This window comes from Leifsonia sp. NPDC077715 (assembly GCF_040686855.1).
Lineage (GTDB): Bacteria > Actinomycetota > Actinomycetes > Actinomycetales > Microbacteriaceae > Leifsonia.
On the sequence record NZ_JBFBOG010000001.1, the window covers coordinates 841,889 to 857,839 of the forward strand.

Here is a 15,951-nt window from a genome sequence, read left to right on the forward strand (position 1 = left end):
GCGCTCGCGCGTAGCCTGACACCACCGACGTCATCGAGGCGCAGGGCCCCGATCGGCGATTGGAGCTGAGGCATGGGGAGCATTCACGCGTATGAGGCGGGAGGCGGCAAGCGCTATCGCGTCCAGTACAGAACGCCTGAGCACGCACTAACTGGCAAGCGCGGATTTCGAACGAAGCGAGATGCCGAACTCTTTCTAGCATCCATTGAGGTCGCCAAGGCTCGAGGCGAGTTCATGGACGCTCGAGCGTCGCGGTCTACGATCAGCGCCCTGGGTGCTGAGTGGCTGGCCAATCAACACCATCTGAAGCCCTCGTCACTCCGTCCCGTCGAGATCGCCTGGCGACTTCACGTCGAACCAAAATGGGGAAGCCGACGGGTAGGGGAAATCCGCCATTCGGAGGTCCAAAACTGGGTCACCGCCTTCACCAAGGGCGATGGCAAACCGCGCTCGGCGACAACTGTCCTACGCGCCTATGGTGTTCTCGCTGGCATTCTCGACACCGCAGTGATGGATCGCCGAATCCCGTTGAACCCGGCGCGAGGCGTCAACCTTCCTCGAAAGCTGAAGGGAAAGCATAGGTACCTTAGTCACGCGCAAGTCGAGCTCCTCGCTGACAGCGCTAAGAAGCACCGGACCATGGTCCTTTTCCTCGCCTACACCGGCCTGCGGTGGGGCGAAGCAATTGCGCTGCATGTTGGCGATGTTGATTTGAATCGTCGACGTGTCGATGTGCACGAAAACGCAGTTGAGGTCTCGGGCACGATCCATGTCGGTACGCCTAAAACGGGCGAAGCTCGCAGCGTCCCGTTTCCGCCGTTCCTCGCTCCGCTCCTTAGGGCGATCACAGAGCACAAGACCTCATCCCAATTGGTCTTCGGCGACGGGGATAACTACCTGCGCCAACCAGATCGTCGCCGCGGTTGGTACGTTTACGCGATCGCGCGGACGCAGGCCGTCGACAAGAATTTCCCACGTGTCACGATCCATGACCTACGGCACACTGCCGCGAGCCTGGCGATCAGCGCGGGAGCCAACGTCAAGGCTGTGCAGCGAATGCTGGGCCATTCGTCGGCCGCCATGACATTGGACACTTATGCCGATCTCTTCGACGATGACCTGGACGTCGTTGCTACCACCCTCGACCGAGCACGCTCAATAGCAATCGGATTGAATTCAACCGACCAAACTAGCGAACTCTATTGATTTCGCGCAGCTCGATCCTCAGCCACTCGAACAAACTTGCAGTTGTCCCGCGATAGATCATCTCTCAGCCCTTCGCCGATCGCGTTCGCTGCGGCAACGAAATGTCCACGAATTGTCTCAATACACCGGTACGTTGCCAGCGGACTCATGTCTGCTCGCATCGACAAGAAGAGTTCATTGTCTAGCGACCCCGTTGCCGGATCGTAAGTCGCGTGCTCGCCAAAGAAGTAGACGCCTCCGGAATAGCCGAGCCGTTCCTCGCCGGGAGTGATCGGCCCAGTAGGAATGGCGGAATAGAGCTGGCGAGCAAGGGTCCGCCGCCGATCCTCCGTGATCGGCGATCCGTACCCGTGCACGTAGAGATCCCTGAGGCTTCGGATTGCTCGGAACCCACCGCCGTTCACATTAAAGGGCCTCTTGAGCGTTGTCTTGAAAAAGAGGGACTCGAGCTCGCGTGTCCATGTCGCCCCGTTCGGAAAGATCCAAGGTCCAGGGTCAACCAGTTGTTCTTTGGCGAGGAGAGCAAGCCCTACCTCGCACAGCGAAACGGCGCGCACAATCGCCATCAGGCCGGCGTGGGCCTCAATGTCCCATGGGTTGAATCCGAGCTGTTGCTCCGCGTCCCAGATCGCGTCTCCGCCGTCATAATCTTCCTGGTCGTTTGCTTCCAAGAAGCGATCGTATGCAGCGTCGAATACGGCATGAGTGCTGGAAACGAGGTATCGGTGCATCGCGAGAATTCCGTCAAGCTCCTGGTCGACCTCGTCCAGCATTAGGTCCGAACGATATGGGTCCGTTAGCAGGTCCAGAAATCGCATCGTCCAAGCACTCTCCACATGTCCGCGAGTTACTCCGGAAGACCTGTATTCATTAGGTCCTCAGCGTCAATAAGCAAGTCAGAAGCCCGTTCCAAGATGAATTCACCCCAGTCGTCCGAGAAGAGTTCCACCGGGACGATTTGCGAGGTCAGGATGTCATCTATCGGGCTGCCCATCAGGGAGCGGTACTGTGAGGGCGCCTTGTCCGAGATCTCCCGGTTCTCGGCGCGGCTTAGGAATGCGAAGTTCGCTAAACAGTCGAGTCTGATGCCCTTCAGATCCACGCTGTTGTTCACCAGATAGGCCTTCGGGAAGCAGTGGTGATACTCCCGTCGATTCGGTTCAGCCAAGACTGTCTCGAGCGGTATGAGCGAGCCGCTCATAAACGAGCGCGGATGGTGTCCGGCAAGTTGCAGTATGAACGCCTTCGTGGCGACCGTCCCGGTGTTGAAGCCGCGAGCTGTATAGAACCCGAGGTCGATGGCGACCCCGACGTCATCCAGCGTGTTTGGCTCGCCGTTCCGCAGTTTCAGTGCCTGTTGAACGTCCGCCTTGACGTTGCGCGAAGGGTTTCCGCTGTACCGATGTGTGAAGGACGTTCGCCAGAACCATCGAAGCAACGTGTCACGATCCGAAGAGGAGACCGACTGCCCCTGCCGTTTGGAAAAGTATGCACATAGCGGGACTAGGAGCGCTGAATACGGAAGGAACCTTAGATGCCTTGCGTGAATGTTGTGCCGAAGAAAATCGATCGCGCCCTCAAGCGATCTGATGACCGTCTCGAACTGCTCCCGAACCTCAGCCCCATTAACGTCGATGAGTGCCGTTGGTGAGGGATCACCCCTCAGTACGGCCGCAGTGCAGCGCAACATGAGGTCGTTGTCCGTCCCGACATCGTGAAACCCAAACTCGTCAAATCGCTCGGCGAGGTCTTCGAAGCGCGACTGTAAGTCGAAGTCCTCGCTCCAGGTCCACGCCGTCAACAACTGGAACGTGTCAAGCTTGATCCCCAGTCGATTAACCCGCTCAAACACGATCGCAACGCTTGCCCGGTCCTCTTCAGCGAAGGTCTCGACGGGGATGAGGGTTCCCGTGAAGCGGGACTGGACTTGAACGATCTCGGTAAGTCGTTCGTCGTCCAATTGCCGCTGCTCTTGAGCAAACGTCACAGGGTCGAAGAAGGAGCGAAGAGCAAAGTGACGATCGATATTGACATCTTCTGCGGCCAAAGCGACGAACTTCGAGTCCTGGGCGTCGGACTGAGCTTCAAAGTCGTAGTAGATCGGCAGCCAGACTGCGGGATCTTCGGCTTGCTCTGGCAGGACCGTTTGGAAGGCGGCGAATATCGACGTGATGCGTTGTTGGCCGTCGAGAACGTAGTCGATTGGGTAATCGGCCTCAGGATCGGGAAGTTCAAATCCGCCCAGCCGCTTTTCCGTGCGGAGCACGGTCCTTGTTCGCCAAAGCAGCACAGATCCAAACGGATAGCCCTTGAATATCGAGTCCATGAGGAGCGCCGCCCGATCGGGGTCCCAAACAAAATTGCGCTGGAATCCCGGCACACGAATTTCACCATGAATGACGCGCTCAATGAGTCTTTGGATCTGTATGGGCTCGCTCACAGTGCTCCCTCGCTCTAGGGCGAGGCTAGCAGCCATGCTCACGAACGCTAGGAGGGCACAGCCGGCCTTTACCCTTCCCTCGGACGGAGGGCGTGCCAGCATGTGTAGTCAAAATGTAGTCAAACAGCGCGAGCCCAGGCAGAAGAAACCCCCGCATCCCTTGTGAAAGCTGGGATCGCGGGGGCTTCATATTGGCGGTACCGGTGGGATTTGAACCCACGGTGGGCTTTCACCCACACAACTTTTCGAGAGTTGCACCTTCGGCCGCTCGGACACGGTACCGCGGACTATCGTACGCGATTCCGACGGACGACTCCAATCGGGCGGCCCCCGCTTTCCGCGTCGGTGGTCGGGGGTTACTGTTCCGTCCATGAGAGCTCTCCGCCGTCTCCTTGTCGCCATCGTGAGCCTGGGCGTGACCGCCGTCCTGGCCGGCGTCGGATGGCAGCGCATCCAGGCGAAGCGCGTCGCTGTCGCCGAGGGGCGCGTACGGCTCAACGAGCTGCTTCCCGTGCACTCGAAGTGGTGGCGGGATGCGGCGAAGGACCCCGGTGAACTGCTCTACGTCGCCATCGGGGACAGTGCCGCGCAGGGCATCGGGGCCTCCGCGCCCAAGAACAGCTACGTCGGCGTCATCGCAGACCACCTTCGGGCGGTGACCGGGCGCACCGTACGCGTCGTCAACCTCTCCGTCTCGGGTGCGACGGTCGCGCTGGCGGTCGCGGACCAGCTTCCGCGGTTCGCGAGCCTGCGGCCCGACATCGTGACCGTTTCCATCGGCGCCAACGACATCGCCGCGTTCGACGCCGCGCGGTTCCGGGAGGGGATGCGCAAGGTCTTCGCCGCCGTGCCCGACCACACCATCGTGGCCGATCTCCCCTACTTCTACCTGCCCTGGAACGAGAGGAAGGTCGCCGAGGGCAACCGCATCCTCGAGGAGGAGGCGGCCTCGCGGGGGCTGACCGTCGTCCCGCTGCACGAGACGATGCGGCGCGAGGGACTGCGCGGCGCGTTCACGCAGTTCGCCGAAGACCTCTTCCACCCCAACGACCGCGGCTACCGCGTGTGGGCGTCCGCCTTCCTGCCGGCGGTCACGGCGCGCGCACGCGCCCTGTTCCCGCGGACCGGCGAGCCGGTGGAGCAGGAGGAAGCGCTCAGCGCCTGACGGTCGCCGGTGCCAGGTGCGAGAGGATGCGTCCCCACATCGGCACGACGGCCAGGTGGCCCGCGCCCGGGACCATCTCCACCCGCGCGTCCGGCAGCGCGTTCTTGTACCAGGCGGCGTGCGCGTGCCCGGCCAGCGGGTCGGCCTGGCCGGCCAGGATGAGCGTCTTGGCCGCGACGTCGCCGAGATCGAAACCCCACGGCCGGGCGGTGTAGCTGAGGATGTCGCCGGCGACTCCCCCGGTGCCCTGACGGAACGCGTCCTTCAGCATCATCCCGAGCCGGTCGTGCACGCCCGGGCCACCCAGCGCCTGTGCGTCGGCCGCGCCGATGCCGAGCATATCGAGCGGCACGTCCCCCGGCTCGTCGGCGGCGGCGACGGCGTCCGCCTGCGGCTGCAGCATGCCGCTCAGCTTCGCCATCGCATCCGCCGGGGACATCGCGGCGAGCTGATCGGAGAGCTCCTGCTGCGCCGGTGCGATCCACGGCACCGCCTCGTTCGGCGCGGGCGTGCCGACGATGGCGACGCGGTCCACGAGCTGTGGATGGCGTGCGGCGACGGCGAGCGCGACCCGTCCGCCCGCCGACCAGCCGGCGATGCCGACCGTGCGGGGACGGCTCACCCCGATGACCGACTCGGCGACGACGACCGACCGGAGGTATTCGGCGATGTCGTCCGCGGCCTGCACGATGCTCGGCCAGCTCCCGACGGGCCAGGGGTCGCTCGAGCCGTAGCCGGGGCGGTCGAGGGCGACGATGTGGGCGTTGCGCTCGCTGGAGGCGTCCGGGTCCGGATCGAAGATCGAGGACCCGGGGGCGGCGTGGCAGAAGATCACGATGCGTTCGGCATCCGGGTCGCCAAGAGCGGTGACGCCGACCTTCCGGCCGGTGCGGAGAGTGAACATGCGATCAGCCATGCGGCCCATTGTGCTCTCGGGAGGGGCCGGGCAGAAGTGGTCACAGGGCCGGCCGCAGCGTCGATGTCCACAGGTCGCCGCGATCCTTCCTGGGATGACGGTGGCTCGCCGTAGGGTGGAGCACGATCCAGGAGGTTCCGTGCCCAAAGCGTCTGTCACCTACCGCTGCTCCGAGTGCGGCTGGAGCACGGCCAAGTGGGTCGGCCGCTGTTCCAACTGCGAGGCGTGGGGCACGGTCGAAGAAGCGGCTCAGCCGACCGGCGTGCTCCGGGCGCTCAAGCCGGTGACGATCGCGGCCGGGCGCGAGGCGCGCGCGATCACCGACATAGAGGCCGATCGGGTGCCGCGGCGGCCGAGCGGCATCGGCGAGTTCGACCGTGTTCTCGGCGGCGGGATCGTGCCGGGCGCGGCCATCCTGCTGAGCGGCGAGCCCGGGGTCGGCAAGTCCACGCTGCTCCTCGAGGTGGCCTCGCGGGCGGCACGGGCCCGCAACCGGGTGCTCTACGTCAGCGCCGAGGAGTCGGTGAGCCAGGTCAGGATGCGCGCCGAGCGCACGGGGGCGGTCCACGACGAGCTGTATCTCGCATCCGAGACCGACCTCGCCACCATCGTCGCGCAGATCGACGCCGTGCAGCCCTCGCTCGTGATCGTGGACTCGGTGCAGACGGTGTCCAGCAGCTCGGCCGAAGGCATCGCGGGCGGTCCGAGCCAGGTGCGCGAGGTCGCCAGCACGCTCATCCGGGTGGCCAAGGAACGCGACCTCCCGGTGCTGATCGTCGGCCACGTGACCAAGGACGGCTCGATCGCCGGCCCCCGGCTGCTGGAGCACCTGGTCGACGTGGTGTGCCAGTTCGAGGGCGACCGGCAGACCGCGCTGCGGTTCGTCCGGGCCCTCAAGAACCGGTTCGGGCCGACGGACGAGGTCGGCTGCTTCGAGATGGCCGGCGACGGCATCGCCGAGGTGCCCGACCCGAGCGGGCTGTTCCTCAGCCGCACGACGACGCCGGTGTCCGGCACGTGCGTGACGGTCGCCATGGAGGGACGCCGACCGCTGCCGGTCGAGGTGCAGGCGCTCGTCGTCGGCACCACGGCACCCAATCCGCGCCGCGTCACCAACGGGGTGGATGCGTCCCGCGTCGCGATGCTGCTGGCGGTGCTCGAGCGCCGGGCGGGCATCAAGCTCGGCGACAAGGACGTCTACGTCTCGACCGTCGGCGGGGTGCGGCTCACAGAGCCCGGAGCCGATCTGGCGATCGCGCTGGCCATCGCCTCCGCCGCGACCGACCGGGCCATCCCGCACAACCTGGCCGCGTTCGGCGAGATCAGTCTGGCCGGAGAGATCCGACCGGTCGTGAGCGGCAAGCAGCGCACGTCCGAGGCGGCTCGGCTGGGGTTCGCCACCCGGGTCGACGACCGCAGCGCGTCCATCCGCGAGGCCCTGCGCCTGGCATTCAGCGCCGCGTCCACCGAGCGGGAGCGGGAGCTCGACGCGGCGTTCTGACGATGTCGATCGCGGGCATCGCCGTTCGACGCACCGGTGGGAGCATTCCGACAGAGACGGGAGAACCGACATGCCTCAGTACGCGATCTTCATCTACTCCGACCCGACGGCGGAGCACGACGACGCCGAACTCGCCGAGCACGAGAAGCACTCCGACGACCTCATCGCGGCGGGGGCCCTCACGGCCGCCTACGCCCTGAGCGAGCCGGCCGCGGCCACCTCGATCCGCGGCAGCGGCGAGACGGACGGGCCGTACACCGAGACCAAGGAGTTCATCGCCGGCGTCGGCATCGTCGAGGCCGACGACCGGGAGGCGGCACTCGTGCTCGCCCGGCAGAACCCGGCCATCCGTCACAGCGCCGGCGTCGAGGTTCGCGAGATCGTGGGAGCCTACACGCGCGCCGACGGAGGCAGCGGCGAGGGCGTCACCGCCGTCACTGCAGGATGAACTGCTTCGTCTCGGAGCTCTTCACACCGGAGACACTGGTCTCCAGGTGGTACGACGCGCCCGCCGCGGGCACCTGCTCACGGGTCGCCTGACAGGTCGACGGGTCGGATCGGGTCCGGTCCCAGGTGATCGGAGCCTGCGACGAGATGGTCTTGCCGGGCTGCAGCAGCACCTCCGCATCCACCTTGTCGCTCTGGCAGTCCGTCGACTTCCAGTAGACCTCGGAGCCGCTGGTGATCGTGAACACCTGCTGAGCCGTCCCGGCGTCGATGGTGCACGCCGCGGAACCGGTGTTGGTCAGGGCCACGGATAGCTGCGGCAGCTCGCCCGCGGCGTACTGGTCCCTGTCGGTGACGGCCTCGACCCGCACGTCCGCGGGCTTGCACGGTTGTCCCTCCGCCGACGCGCTGCTGGTCGGGATGCTCGTGGACCCGGCCGCGGGGGTGTTCGTCGCGGCAGGCGCAGGCTGCTTCTTGGCGGGCTCGCCGCCCGCGGAGCCCGGACGAACCACGATCAGGATGATGACGACCACGACGGCGACCACGCCGAGGAGGACGATGAGCCGGCGACGCCAGTAGACGCTGCTCGGCTGGGGGCCGACCGGGTTCTTGAACGTCGACATGCCCGCATGATAGCCAGCAGGCGGGAGGCCGCCGGACAGGCGCGCCCGGTGGTCAGGCGGCGCTCAGAGACGCTTGAGCATCCGGGTGTTGCCGAGGGTGTTCGGCTTCACTCGCGCGAGGTCCAGGAACTCGGCGACGCCCTCGTCGTGCGAGCGCACGAGCTCGGCGTACAGCTGCGGGTCGACGGTCTCGGCGCCCATGTCCACGAAGCCGTTGCGGCCGAAGAAGCCCACCTCGAAGGTGAGGCAGAACAGGCGGTTCAGCCCCAGCTCGCGCGCATCCGTCTCCAATCGGGCGAGCAGCGCGTGGCCGACCCCCTTGCCGAGCCAGGCGTCAGAGACGGCGAGCGTGCGGACCTCGCCCAGGTCGCTCCACATCACGTGCAGCGCACCGCAGCCGATGAGCTCGCCGTCGGCGTCCTCCGCGACCCGGAACTCCTGCACGGCCTCGTAGAACGTGACCGTCTCCTTGCCGAGCAGGATGCGTCGCTGGACCAGAGGCTCCACCAGTTGCTGGATGCGCGGGACGTCACCCGTCCGCGCGCGCCGGATGCTGAATCCTGGACCGCTGTCGCTCACCCATCAACCCTACCGAGTGCGCGGACGCCGATTCGTCCGCGCACCCGGCTCCGCTCAGGGCTGGACGATGGGGAACCAGAGCGGGAAGTCGTCGAGCAGTCCGAAGAGCTTCCTCACCACGGAGTCGTCGCCGGTGACCGCGATGTCCCCCGAGGCGATCGCGTCGTCGATCGACGTGCCGCCGAACAGTGCCGCGGCGAGCGCGGCCTTCGACGAAGCGACCGTCGTCGCCACGCCGTCGAACGACGCCCCGCGCGTGTACACGAGCACACCGTTCCTCAGCTCGAGGAGCAGGTCGACCGGGTCCTCGCCCTCCGCCGTGACCGTCCAGCCGATCTCGCCCCGGAGGTCACCCGCCTCCGTGCCGTTCAGTTTGATCCCCGCGAAGTCGAGGATCATATCCGGCGTCATCGCTGCGAAGACGTCCGCGGTGGCCAGCTGGATGGTGCCCAGATCGCGGACCCCGTTGCGCAGCTCGAGCGCGCCCATCAGGTACTCGTTGCGCCAGGTCGGATTCTCCGACTGGTAGCCGAGTTGTTCGAGGGTGTCCGCCTGCAGCAGCGCGGCCTCCCGGTTCGCGGGATCCGCGAACACGACGTGCGTCAGCACCTCCGCGACCCAGCGGTAGTCGCCCTCCTCGAACGCTCGTCGCGCCTTCTCGATCACCGCGTCCGCTCCGCCCATGTACTCGACGTAACGCGGACCGGCCTCAGACGGCGGGAGCTGATTCAGGTGCGCCGGATGCGAGTCGTACCAGCCGAGGTACCGCTGGTAGACCGCCTTGGCGTTATGGCTGAGCGAACCGTAGTAGCCGTGGCTGTACCACTCCTTCTCCAGCCCGGCGGGCAGCCGCAGCTCCTCCGCGATCTCCGTCATGGTCTGCCCGCGGTTCGCGAGGCGCAGCGTCTCGTCGTGGATGAACTTGTACAGGTCGCGCTGGTTCGCCAGGTATTCGCGGATGTCGGCGGTGCCCCAGCGCGGCCACCCGTGCTGGCCCACCACGACATCCGTGTCGTCGCCGAACAGCTGGATGGTGTCGTTCAGCGTCTTCCACCAGGTCGCGGCGTCGCGGACCTGCGCACCCCGCAGCGTGTAGAGGTTGTGCATGAGGTGGTTGAGGTCTTCCGCGGCGCACAGCAGGCGCAGCTTCGGGAAGTGGATCAGCATCTCCGCCGGCGCCTCGGTGCCCGGCGCCATCTGGAACACCATCTCGACACCGTCGACGGTCCGGGTCTCACCGGTCTCGCGGATGAGGTCTGTGGGCGCGACCAGAGTGGCGCTGCCGCCGTTGCTGAGCGTGTTCGCGAGCCCGGCATCCACCTGCCCGCGCGGGCCGGGGGCGAGCAGCGGCCCGTACATGTACAACGCCCTGCGGGTCATCGCCGTGCCGGCATACACGTTCTCCGCTGCGGCCTCGTACAGGAACCCGTCGGGTGCCATCACGGGGAACGCACCGCCGTGAGCGTCCTCGAGGATGGCGCGGGAGCCGCCGAAGTGGTCGGCGTGGCTGTGGGTGTACACCAGCCCGGTCACCGGACGGTCTCCGCGATGTTCGCGGTAGAGCGCCAGCCCCGCGCGCGCTGTCTCGGCGAAGGTAAGAGGGTCGATCACGATGATGCCGGCGTCGCCCTCGATGATGGTGATGTTCGCAAGGTCGACTCCGCGCACCTGATAGACGCCCTCGGCGACCTCGAAGAGCCCGTAATGGTGATTCACCTGCGCATGACGCCACAAGCTCGGATGGACCGTGTCGGGCGCATCGTCCGATGCGGTGAGGAAGTCGTGGGAACGGAGATCCGCGATAGGAAGCCCACCGGGCCCGGCGACGAGCGCATCCTCCAGCGTCGCTACGAAGCCGCGGGCGGCATCCTCGTAATCCCGTCTGTCGTGCAGGGGCAGCGTGTCCCGGGCCGCGCGGTTCGCCGCGCGGGTGTGCTCCGTGGCGTCCTTCGGAGCCGTCTCGTCCGCATCCGTCATCGTTCGTCCCCTCCGGCCTCGTCCCTGCGACGTGCGCTCGGCCGCAGGCTAACCGCTGGGCCACCAGGTGGGGAGACCCGATCGCTGCTGAGAACGCGGAACGGCCGGCACCCGTGGTGGGCGCCGGCCGTTCCGGTGACGAGACTCAGTCGTTCGCGGCGAGGTCCGGGGTCGCAGGCCCGGTGCCGATCGCGGCGGCGGAGTTGATGCCCGCGCCGATCGGCTCCTTGCGGGCCGTCGTCGTGAAGACGAAGTCGCCGTCGGCGAAGTCGACGTGGACGTGGTCGCCCGCGTTCAGCTCGCCGTGCAGGATCTTCTCGCTCAGCCGGTCCTCGATCTCGTGCTGGACCGCGCGGCGCAGCGGGCGGGCGCCGAGCGTCGGGTCGAACCCGACCTCGATCAGCCGCTCCTTCGCCGGGACGGTCAGCTCGATGGTCATGTCGCGGTCGAGCAGTCGGGTCGACAGGCGCTTGATGAACAGGTCGACGATCTGCAGGAGCTCGCTCTTGTCCAGCTGCGGGAAGACGATGATCTCGTCGACACGGTTCAGGAACTCGGGCTTGAAGTTCTTCTTCAGCTCCTCGTAGACCTTGCCGCGCATCCGGTCGTAGCCGGTCTGCGGGTCGCCCTCGATCTGGAACCCGACGGGGCCGCCGGAGATGTCCTTCGTACCGAGGTTCGTGGTCATGATGATCACGGTGTTCTTGAAGTCGACCACGCGTCCCTGGCCATCCGTCAGACGTCCCTCCTCCAGGATCTGGAGCAGCGAGTTGAAGATGTCCGGGTGCGCCTTCTCGATCTCGTCGAACAGCACCACGCTGAACGGCTTGCGGCGGACCTTCTCGGTCAGCTGGCCGCCCTCCTCGAAGCCGACGAACCCGGGAGGGGCGCCGAACAGTCGGGAGACCGTGTGCTTCTCGCCGTACTCCGACATGTCGAGCGAGATCATCGCCGACTCGTCGTCGAACAGGAACTCGGCGAGCGCCTTGGCCAGCTCGGTCTTACCGACACCGGTGGGGCCGGCGAAGATGAACGAACCGGAGGGACGCTTCGGGTCCTTCAGGCCGGCACGGGTGCGGCGGATCGTCCGCGAGAGGGCCGCGATGGCCTCCTCCTGGCCGATGACGCGCTCGTGCAGCGCCTTCTCCATGTAGACGAGTCGAGCCGACTCCTCCTCGGTGAGCTTGAACACCGGGATGCCGGTCGCCTGGGCCAGCACCTCGGCGATGAGGCCTTCGTCGACCTCCGCCGTGGTCTTGACCTCGCCCGAGCGCCACTGCTTCTCGAGGCGCAGACGCTCGCCGAGGAGGTTCTTCTCCTCGTCGCGCAGGCTGGCGGCCTTCTCGAAGTCCTGGTCCTCGATCGCGCCCTCCTTCTGGGAGCGCACGGCGGCGATCTTGTCGTCGAACTCGCGCAGCTCCGGCGGCGCCGACAGGATCGAGAGGCGCAGGCGGGCGCCGGCCTCGTCGATCAGGTCGATGGCCTTGTCCGGGAGGAAGCGGTCCTGGATGTAGCGGTCGGCCAGGTTGGCCGCGGCCACGATCGCGCCGTCGGTGATGGACACCTTGTGGTGCGCCTCGTAGCGGTCGCGCAGTCCCTTGAGGATGTTGATCGCGTGGGGCAGCGAGGGCTCGGCCACCTGGATGGGCTGGAAGCGGCGCTCGAGGGCCGCATCCTTCTCGAAGTGCTTGCGGTACTCGTCGAGCGTGGTGGCGCCGATGGTCTGCAGCTCGCCGCGGGCGAGCAGCGGCTTGAGGATGCTGGCCGCGTCGATCGCGCCCTCGGCGGCACCCGCGCCGACGAGCGTGTGGATCTCGTCGATGAAGGTGATGATGTCGCCACGGGTGCGGATCTCCTTGGTGACCTTCTTCAGGCGCTCCTCGAAGTCACCGCGGTAGCGGGAGCCGGCGATGAGCGAGCCGAGGTCGAGCGTGTAGAGCTGCTTGTCCTTCAGCGTCTCCGGCACGTCGCCGCGGACGATCGCCTGCGCCAGGCCCTCGACGACGGCGGTCTTGCCGACGCCCGGCTCGCCGATCAGCACGGGGTTGTTCTTGGAGCGGCGCGACAGGATCTGCATGACGCGCTCGATCTCCTTCTCGCGCCCGATCACCGGGTCGAGCTTGTTGTCGCGCGCGGCCTGCGTGAGGTTGCGGCCGAACTGGTCGAGGATCTGGCTACCGGCCTGCGCGGTGGTCTGATCGTTGCCGCCGACCTGGACCTGCTCCTTGCCCTGGTATCCCGAGAGGAGCTGGATGACCTGCTGGCGGACGCGGTTGAGGTCGGCGCCCAGCTTCACGAGGACCTGGGCGGCGACGCCCTCGCCCTCGCGGATGAGGCCGAGCAGGATGTGCTCGGTGCCGATGTAGTTGTGGCCGAGCTGCAGCGCCTCGCGGAGGCTCAGCTCGAGCACCTTCTTGGCGCGCGGCGTGAAGGGGATGTGGCCGGTCGGCTGCTGCTGACCCTGGCCGATGATGTCCTGCACCTGCTCGCGCACGGCGTCGAGCGAGATGCCGAGCGACTCGAGCGCCTTGGCGGCGACGCCCTCACCCTCGTGGATCAGGCCGAGCAGGATGTGCTCGGTGCCGATGTAGTTGTGGTTGAGCATCTTGGCCTCTTCCTGGGCCAGGACGACAACGCGACGGGCGCGGTCGGTGAATCTCTCGAACATGTCTACTCCTCGTACGACACCGGGCAGGTTCGGCGTCGATACAAAGAGAGTAACCACCGCTCCCCCGCCTTCGTGGCCCTGTTCGCCGTGGGCGTGACGCGGTTGCGCGGGGTGGGCGGATCGCCCGGGATCAGCCTTGGCGGGCGGGCAGTTTGAGCGTCGTGTCGGGGAGGAGGACCGTGACCTCCCCGGTCTTCGTGACCCGGTCCGGGGTGCTGAAGACGGTGGTGTGCGGCACGAAGTCGCGGGTGCAGATCCCGCCGGGAGCCGGTGCCAGCGTCGCCGTGATCTCGGTGGCGCTGGAGGCGGTCACGTTCTGCACCTTGGGCGGGCAGGTCGAGCTGCCGTAGAGCACGATGGCGAGCTGGTCGCCGTCCTCCAGCCAGACCGCCCAGGAGGCGCCGCCTGCGCTGCTCGCGGGTGGCTGCACACCCTTCGGCTCGCCCGCGTAGTCCTCCAGCGGGCGGCTCGGGGAGCCGGTGCATCCCGCGAGCGCTGCGACGGCCGCGACCGCTGCGATGGCGGGGAGGAGACGGGCGGCGGTCCGGGGCACGGGACCATTCTAGGAAGGCCCGCTGTGGATCCGCGCAGGACGCTTAGGATGCCGCTATGAGCAACCTGGAGCGCGACCCGGCGGAAGTCGTGGCGGACACCGCCGTGCTCGAGGATGCGCGGGTCGAGATCCTGGAACCGCGCGATGTGCCGCTCGGCGGTCCACGCGCGATGACGGTCCGCCGGACGCTCCCGCAGCGCCGCCGCTCGCTGATCGGCGGCTGGTGCTTCGTGGACCACTACGGCCCGGACGACGTGTCGTCGTCGGGCGGGATGCGCGTCCCTCCGCACCCGCACACCGGCCTGCAGACGGTCAGCTGGCTCTTCGAGGGGGAGATCGACCACCGCGACAGCGTCGGCAGCCACGCGCTCGTGCGCCCGGGCGAGCTCAACCTGATGACCGCTGGGCACGGCATCAGCCATTCGGAGGTCTCGACGCCGGGCACGGAGCGTTTGCACGGCGTGCAGCTGTGGGTCGCACTGCCCTCGGCGTCGCGGGATGTCGCGCCGTTCTTCGAGCACCATGCGCCGGTCGCGGCGCCCCTCGGTGCGGGGACGGTGCGGACGTTCGTCGGCTCGCTGGGCGGGAGCGGCACGCCGGCCACGGTGTTCTCGCCGCTGGTCGGAGCGGAGATCGTCGCGCCCGCCGGGGCGACGATCGAGGTGCCGGTGACGGAGTCGTTCGAGCACGGCGTCCTGGTCGACACCGGTGACGTGGCCGTGGAGGACGTCGAGGTGCCGCTGTCGCACCTGGCGTACCTCGCCCCCGGCCGCAGCGTTCTGACGCTGCATGCGTCGTCGGACGCCCGGGTCGTGCTGCTCGGCGGCGAACCGCTCGGCGAGGAGATCGTCATGTGGTGGAACTTCATCGGACGCAGTCACGAGGAGATCGTCGCGTTCCGGGCGGACTGGCAGGGCGACGTCATCGCCGGTGACGACACGGACGGCCGGTTCGGCACGGTGGTGGGATACGACGGCTCGCCGCTGCCCGCGCCGGAGCTGCCGACCGTGCGGCTGCGGCCGCGGGGCTGAACTCGTCCGTCCACAGGCCTGCCGTCCCGCCACTTCTCCACAGATTTCTGCTTCATCGCGCACTGCGAGCCTCGACACGAGACGATATCGCCATGCATGCAGATGTCTTGTTTCTGCATGCACACCCATCTACCCTCGAACCATGGGAGTCACCGTGCAAGTAAGAGACCTGGATCCCGCGGTCAATGACCGCCTGAAGAACGCCGCGGCGGCGAAGGGGATCTCGTACTCCGAGTACCTTCGTCGCGAGCTCACTCGCATAGCCGAACGGCTGCGGATCGACGAGCGCTGGACCGAGGTCAAAGCGTCCCACCGCCTGCGGAGAGAGGCCGCTGCGACGCCCGGAGACGCCCTGCTGGGGCCGCTGCTCGACATCACGACGGAGGAGATCGTCGAGCTGATCCGTGCCGACCGGGACGACCGATGAAGTCCGCCGTCCTCGATTGCAGCGCCGCCGTCGAACTGCTCGCGGCAGACGGCCTGAGGGCTTTCCAGGAGCCAGAACTCGCTGATTGCATTTTCGTTGCCCCTCATCTCATCGATCCGGAGTTCGTGAGCGCGATGCGACGACACGCACGCCGTCAACCCGAGAAGGCCCGACAAAGTGAGCTGGCCATCCAGGCCTTCTATCGACTGGACATCGTGCGCATGGAGCATGAGCCGCTGTGGCAAGAGGCTTGGAGGTGGCGCGAGAACCTCACCGCCTACGACGGCATGTATGTCGCCCTCGCGCGCCTGCTCGACGTCCCCCTGCTCACCGCCGACGGCCGGCTTGCCAGCGCCGCTCGACCATGGTGCGACGTGCTCCGCGTGGCCGACCTGCTCGCGGCATGAGCGCGCCTCCG

General features: G+C 67.0%; 15 protein-coding genes and 1 tRNA gene. 7 read left to right on the top strand and 9 right to left on the bottom strand.

The window, feature by feature from the left end:
• Window positions 1-72: 72 nt before the first annotated feature.
• Complete coding sequence (locus AB0P25_RS04210) at window positions 73-1,206, top strand: tyrosine-type recombinase/integrase (protein ID WP_363805572.1); 1,134 nt, start codon at window positions 73-75, stop codon at window positions 1,204-1,206.
• On the opposite strand, the gene AB0P25_RS04215 is transcribed toward AB0P25_RS04210, so the two are convergent.
• The 3 genes from AB0P25_RS04215 to AB0P25_RS04225 all read right to left on the bottom strand — a co-directional run bounded on the left by AB0P25_RS04215 (window position 1,200) and on the right by AB0P25_RS04225 (window position 3,928).
• Complete coding sequence (locus tag AB0P25_RS04215) at window positions 1,200-1,979, bottom strand: hypothetical protein (protein WP_363805573.1); 780 nt, start codon at window positions 1,977-1,979, stop codon at window positions 1,200-1,202. The genes AB0P25_RS04210 and AB0P25_RS04215 overlap by 7 nt on opposite strands.
• Window positions 1,980-2,053: 74 nt before the next feature.
• Window positions 2,054-3,682, bottom strand: a complete 1,629-nt coding sequence (locus tag AB0P25_RS04220) for a DUF262 domain-containing protein (protein ID WP_363805574.1) — start codon at window positions 3,680-3,682, stop codon at window positions 2,054-2,056.
• Between the two features lie 156 nt (window positions 3,683-3,838).
• A tRNA-Ser gene (locus AB0P25_RS04225) sits at window positions 3,839-3,928 on the bottom strand.
• Between the two features lie 88 nt (window positions 3,929-4,016).
• On the opposite strand from AB0P25_RS04225, the gene AB0P25_RS04230 reads away from it, so the two are divergent.
• Window positions 4,017-4,811, top strand: a complete 795-nt coding sequence (locus AB0P25_RS04230) for an SGNH/GDSL hydrolase family protein (RefSeq protein ID WP_363805575.1) — start codon at window positions 4,017-4,019, stop codon at window positions 4,809-4,811.
• Here AB0P25_RS04230 and AB0P25_RS04235 read toward each other — a convergent pair.
• Window positions 4,801-5,727 carry an alpha/beta fold hydrolase gene (locus AB0P25_RS04235; RefSeq protein ID WP_363805576.1) on the bottom strand — a complete coding sequence of 309 codons (927 nt, stop codon included), beginning with the start codon at window positions 5,725-5,727 and terminating at the stop codon, window positions 4,801-4,803. The genes AB0P25_RS04230 and AB0P25_RS04235 overlap by 11 nt on opposite strands.
• A gap of 139 nt (window positions 5,728-5,866) precedes the next feature.
• On the opposite strand from AB0P25_RS04235, the gene radA reads away from it, so the two are divergent.
• Both radA and AB0P25_RS04245 read left to right on the top strand, forming a co-directional pair.
• Complete coding sequence (gene radA, locus AB0P25_RS04240) at window positions 5,867-7,228, top strand: DNA repair protein RadA (protein ID WP_363805577.1); 1,362 nt, start codon at window positions 5,867-5,869, stop codon at window positions 7,226-7,228.
• A gap of 70 nt (window positions 7,229-7,298) precedes the next feature.
• A complete protein-coding gene (locus AB0P25_RS04245; RefSeq protein ID WP_363805578.1) occupies window positions 7,299-7,676 on the top strand; it encodes a YciI family protein in 378 nt (125 codons plus the stop codon).
• Here AB0P25_RS04245 and AB0P25_RS04250 read toward each other — a convergent pair.
• From AB0P25_RS04250 to AB0P25_RS04270, 5 genes are all read right to left on the bottom strand, one after another.
• On the bottom strand, window positions 7,663-8,298 hold the full coding sequence (locus AB0P25_RS04250; RefSeq protein WP_363805579.1) for a hypothetical protein: 636 nt from the start codon (window positions 8,296-8,298) through the stop codon (window positions 7,663-7,665). The genes AB0P25_RS04245 and AB0P25_RS04250 overlap by 14 nt on opposite strands.
• 63 nt (window positions 8,299-8,361) lie before the next feature.
• The gene (locus tag AB0P25_RS04255) at window positions 8,362-8,877 is read right to left on the bottom strand and encodes an amino-acid N-acetyltransferase (protein ID WP_363805581.1); all 516 of its coding nucleotides are present in this window, start codon (window positions 8,875-8,877) and stop codon (window positions 8,362-8,364) included.
• Between the two features lie 54 nt (window positions 8,878-8,931).
• Window positions 8,932-10,854 carry an alkyl sulfatase dimerization domain-containing protein gene (locus AB0P25_RS04260; RefSeq protein WP_363805583.1) on the bottom strand — a complete coding sequence of 641 codons (1,923 nt, stop codon included), beginning with the start codon at window positions 10,852-10,854 and terminating at the stop codon, window positions 8,932-8,934.
• Window positions 10,855-10,999: 145 nt separating this feature from the next.
• Window positions 11,000-13,522, bottom strand: coding sequence for an ATP-dependent Clp protease ATP-binding subunit (locus AB0P25_RS04265; protein ID WP_363805584.1), 2,523 nt, complete (start codon window positions 13,520-13,522; stop codon window positions 11,000-11,002).
• Window positions 13,523-13,652: 130 nt separating this feature from the next.
• Window positions 13,653-14,075, bottom strand: coding sequence for a hypothetical protein (locus AB0P25_RS04270; RefSeq protein ID WP_363805586.1), 423 nt, complete (start codon window positions 14,073-14,075; stop codon window positions 13,653-13,655).
• A 56-nt stretch (window positions 14,076-14,131) separates the two neighbouring features.
• Between AB0P25_RS04270 and AB0P25_RS04275 the strand changes: the two genes are divergently transcribed.
• The 3 genes from AB0P25_RS04275 to AB0P25_RS04285 all read left to right on the top strand — a co-directional run bounded on the left by AB0P25_RS04275 (window position 14,132) and on the right by AB0P25_RS04285 (window position 15,940).
• On the top strand, window positions 14,132-15,106 hold the full coding sequence (locus tag AB0P25_RS04275; protein ID WP_363805587.1) for a pirin family protein: 975 nt from the start codon (window positions 14,132-14,134) through the stop codon (window positions 15,104-15,106).
• Window positions 15,107-15,248: 142 nt separating this feature from the next.
• Window positions 15,249-15,533, top strand: coding sequence for a hypothetical protein (locus tag AB0P25_RS04280; protein ID WP_363805588.1), 285 nt, complete (start codon window positions 15,249-15,251; stop codon window positions 15,531-15,533).
• Window positions 15,530-15,940, top strand: a complete 411-nt coding sequence (locus AB0P25_RS04285; RefSeq protein ID WP_363805589.1) for a type II toxin-antitoxin system VapC family toxin — start codon at window positions 15,530-15,532, stop codon at window positions 15,938-15,940. The genes AB0P25_RS04280 and AB0P25_RS04285 overlap by 4 nt, the downstream gene beginning before the upstream one ends.
• Window positions 15,941-15,951: the final 11 nt, after the last annotated feature.

Excerpts from the sequence above, each read along its gene's own strand:
- AB0P25_RS04210 (WP_363805572.1), top strand. The coding sequence starts at position 73 with ATGGGGAGCATTCACGCGTATGAGGCGGGAGGCGGCAAGCGCTATCGC.
- AB0P25_RS04215 (WP_363805573.1), bottom strand. The coding sequence starts at position 1,979 with ATGCTGGACGAGGTCGACCAGGAGCTTGACGGAATTCTCGCGATGCAC.
- AB0P25_RS04220 (WP_363805574.1), bottom strand. The coding sequence starts at position 3,682 with ATGGCTGCTAGCCTCGCCCTAGAGCGAGGGAGCACTGTGAGCGAGCCC.
- AB0P25_RS04230 (WP_363805575.1), top strand. The coding sequence starts at position 4,017 with ATGAGAGCTCTCCGCCGTCTCCTTGTCGCCATCGTGAGCCTGGGCGTG.
- AB0P25_RS04235 (WP_363805576.1), bottom strand. The coding sequence starts at position 5,727 with ATGGCTGATCGCATGTTCACTCTCCGCACCGGCCGGAAGGTCGGCGTC.
- AB0P25_RS04245 (WP_363805578.1), top strand. The coding sequence starts at position 7,299 with ATGCCTCAGTACGCGATCTTCATCTACTCCGACCCGACGGCGGAGCAC.
- AB0P25_RS04250 (WP_363805579.1), bottom strand. The coding sequence starts at position 8,298 with ATGTCGACGTTCAAGAACCCGGTCGGCCCCCAGCCGAGCAGCGTCTAC.
- AB0P25_RS04260 (WP_363805583.1), bottom strand. The coding sequence starts at position 10,854 with ATGACGGATGCGGACGAGACGGCTCCGAAGGACGCCACGGAGCACACC.
- AB0P25_RS04265 (WP_363805584.1), bottom strand. The coding sequence starts at position 13,522 with ATGTTCGAGAGATTCACCGACCGCGCCCGTCGCGTTGTCGTCCTGGCC.
- AB0P25_RS04275 (WP_363805587.1), top strand. The coding sequence starts at position 14,132 with ATGAGCAACCTGGAGCGCGACCCGGCGGAAGTCGTGGCGGACACCGCC.
- AB0P25_RS04280 (WP_363805588.1), top strand. The coding sequence starts at position 15,249 with ATGGGAGTCACCGTGCAAGTAAGAGACCTGGATCCCGCGGTCAATGAC.
- AB0P25_RS04285 (WP_363805589.1), top strand. The coding sequence starts at position 15,530 with ATGAAGTCCGCCGTCCTCGATTGCAGCGCCGCCGTCGAACTGCTCGCG.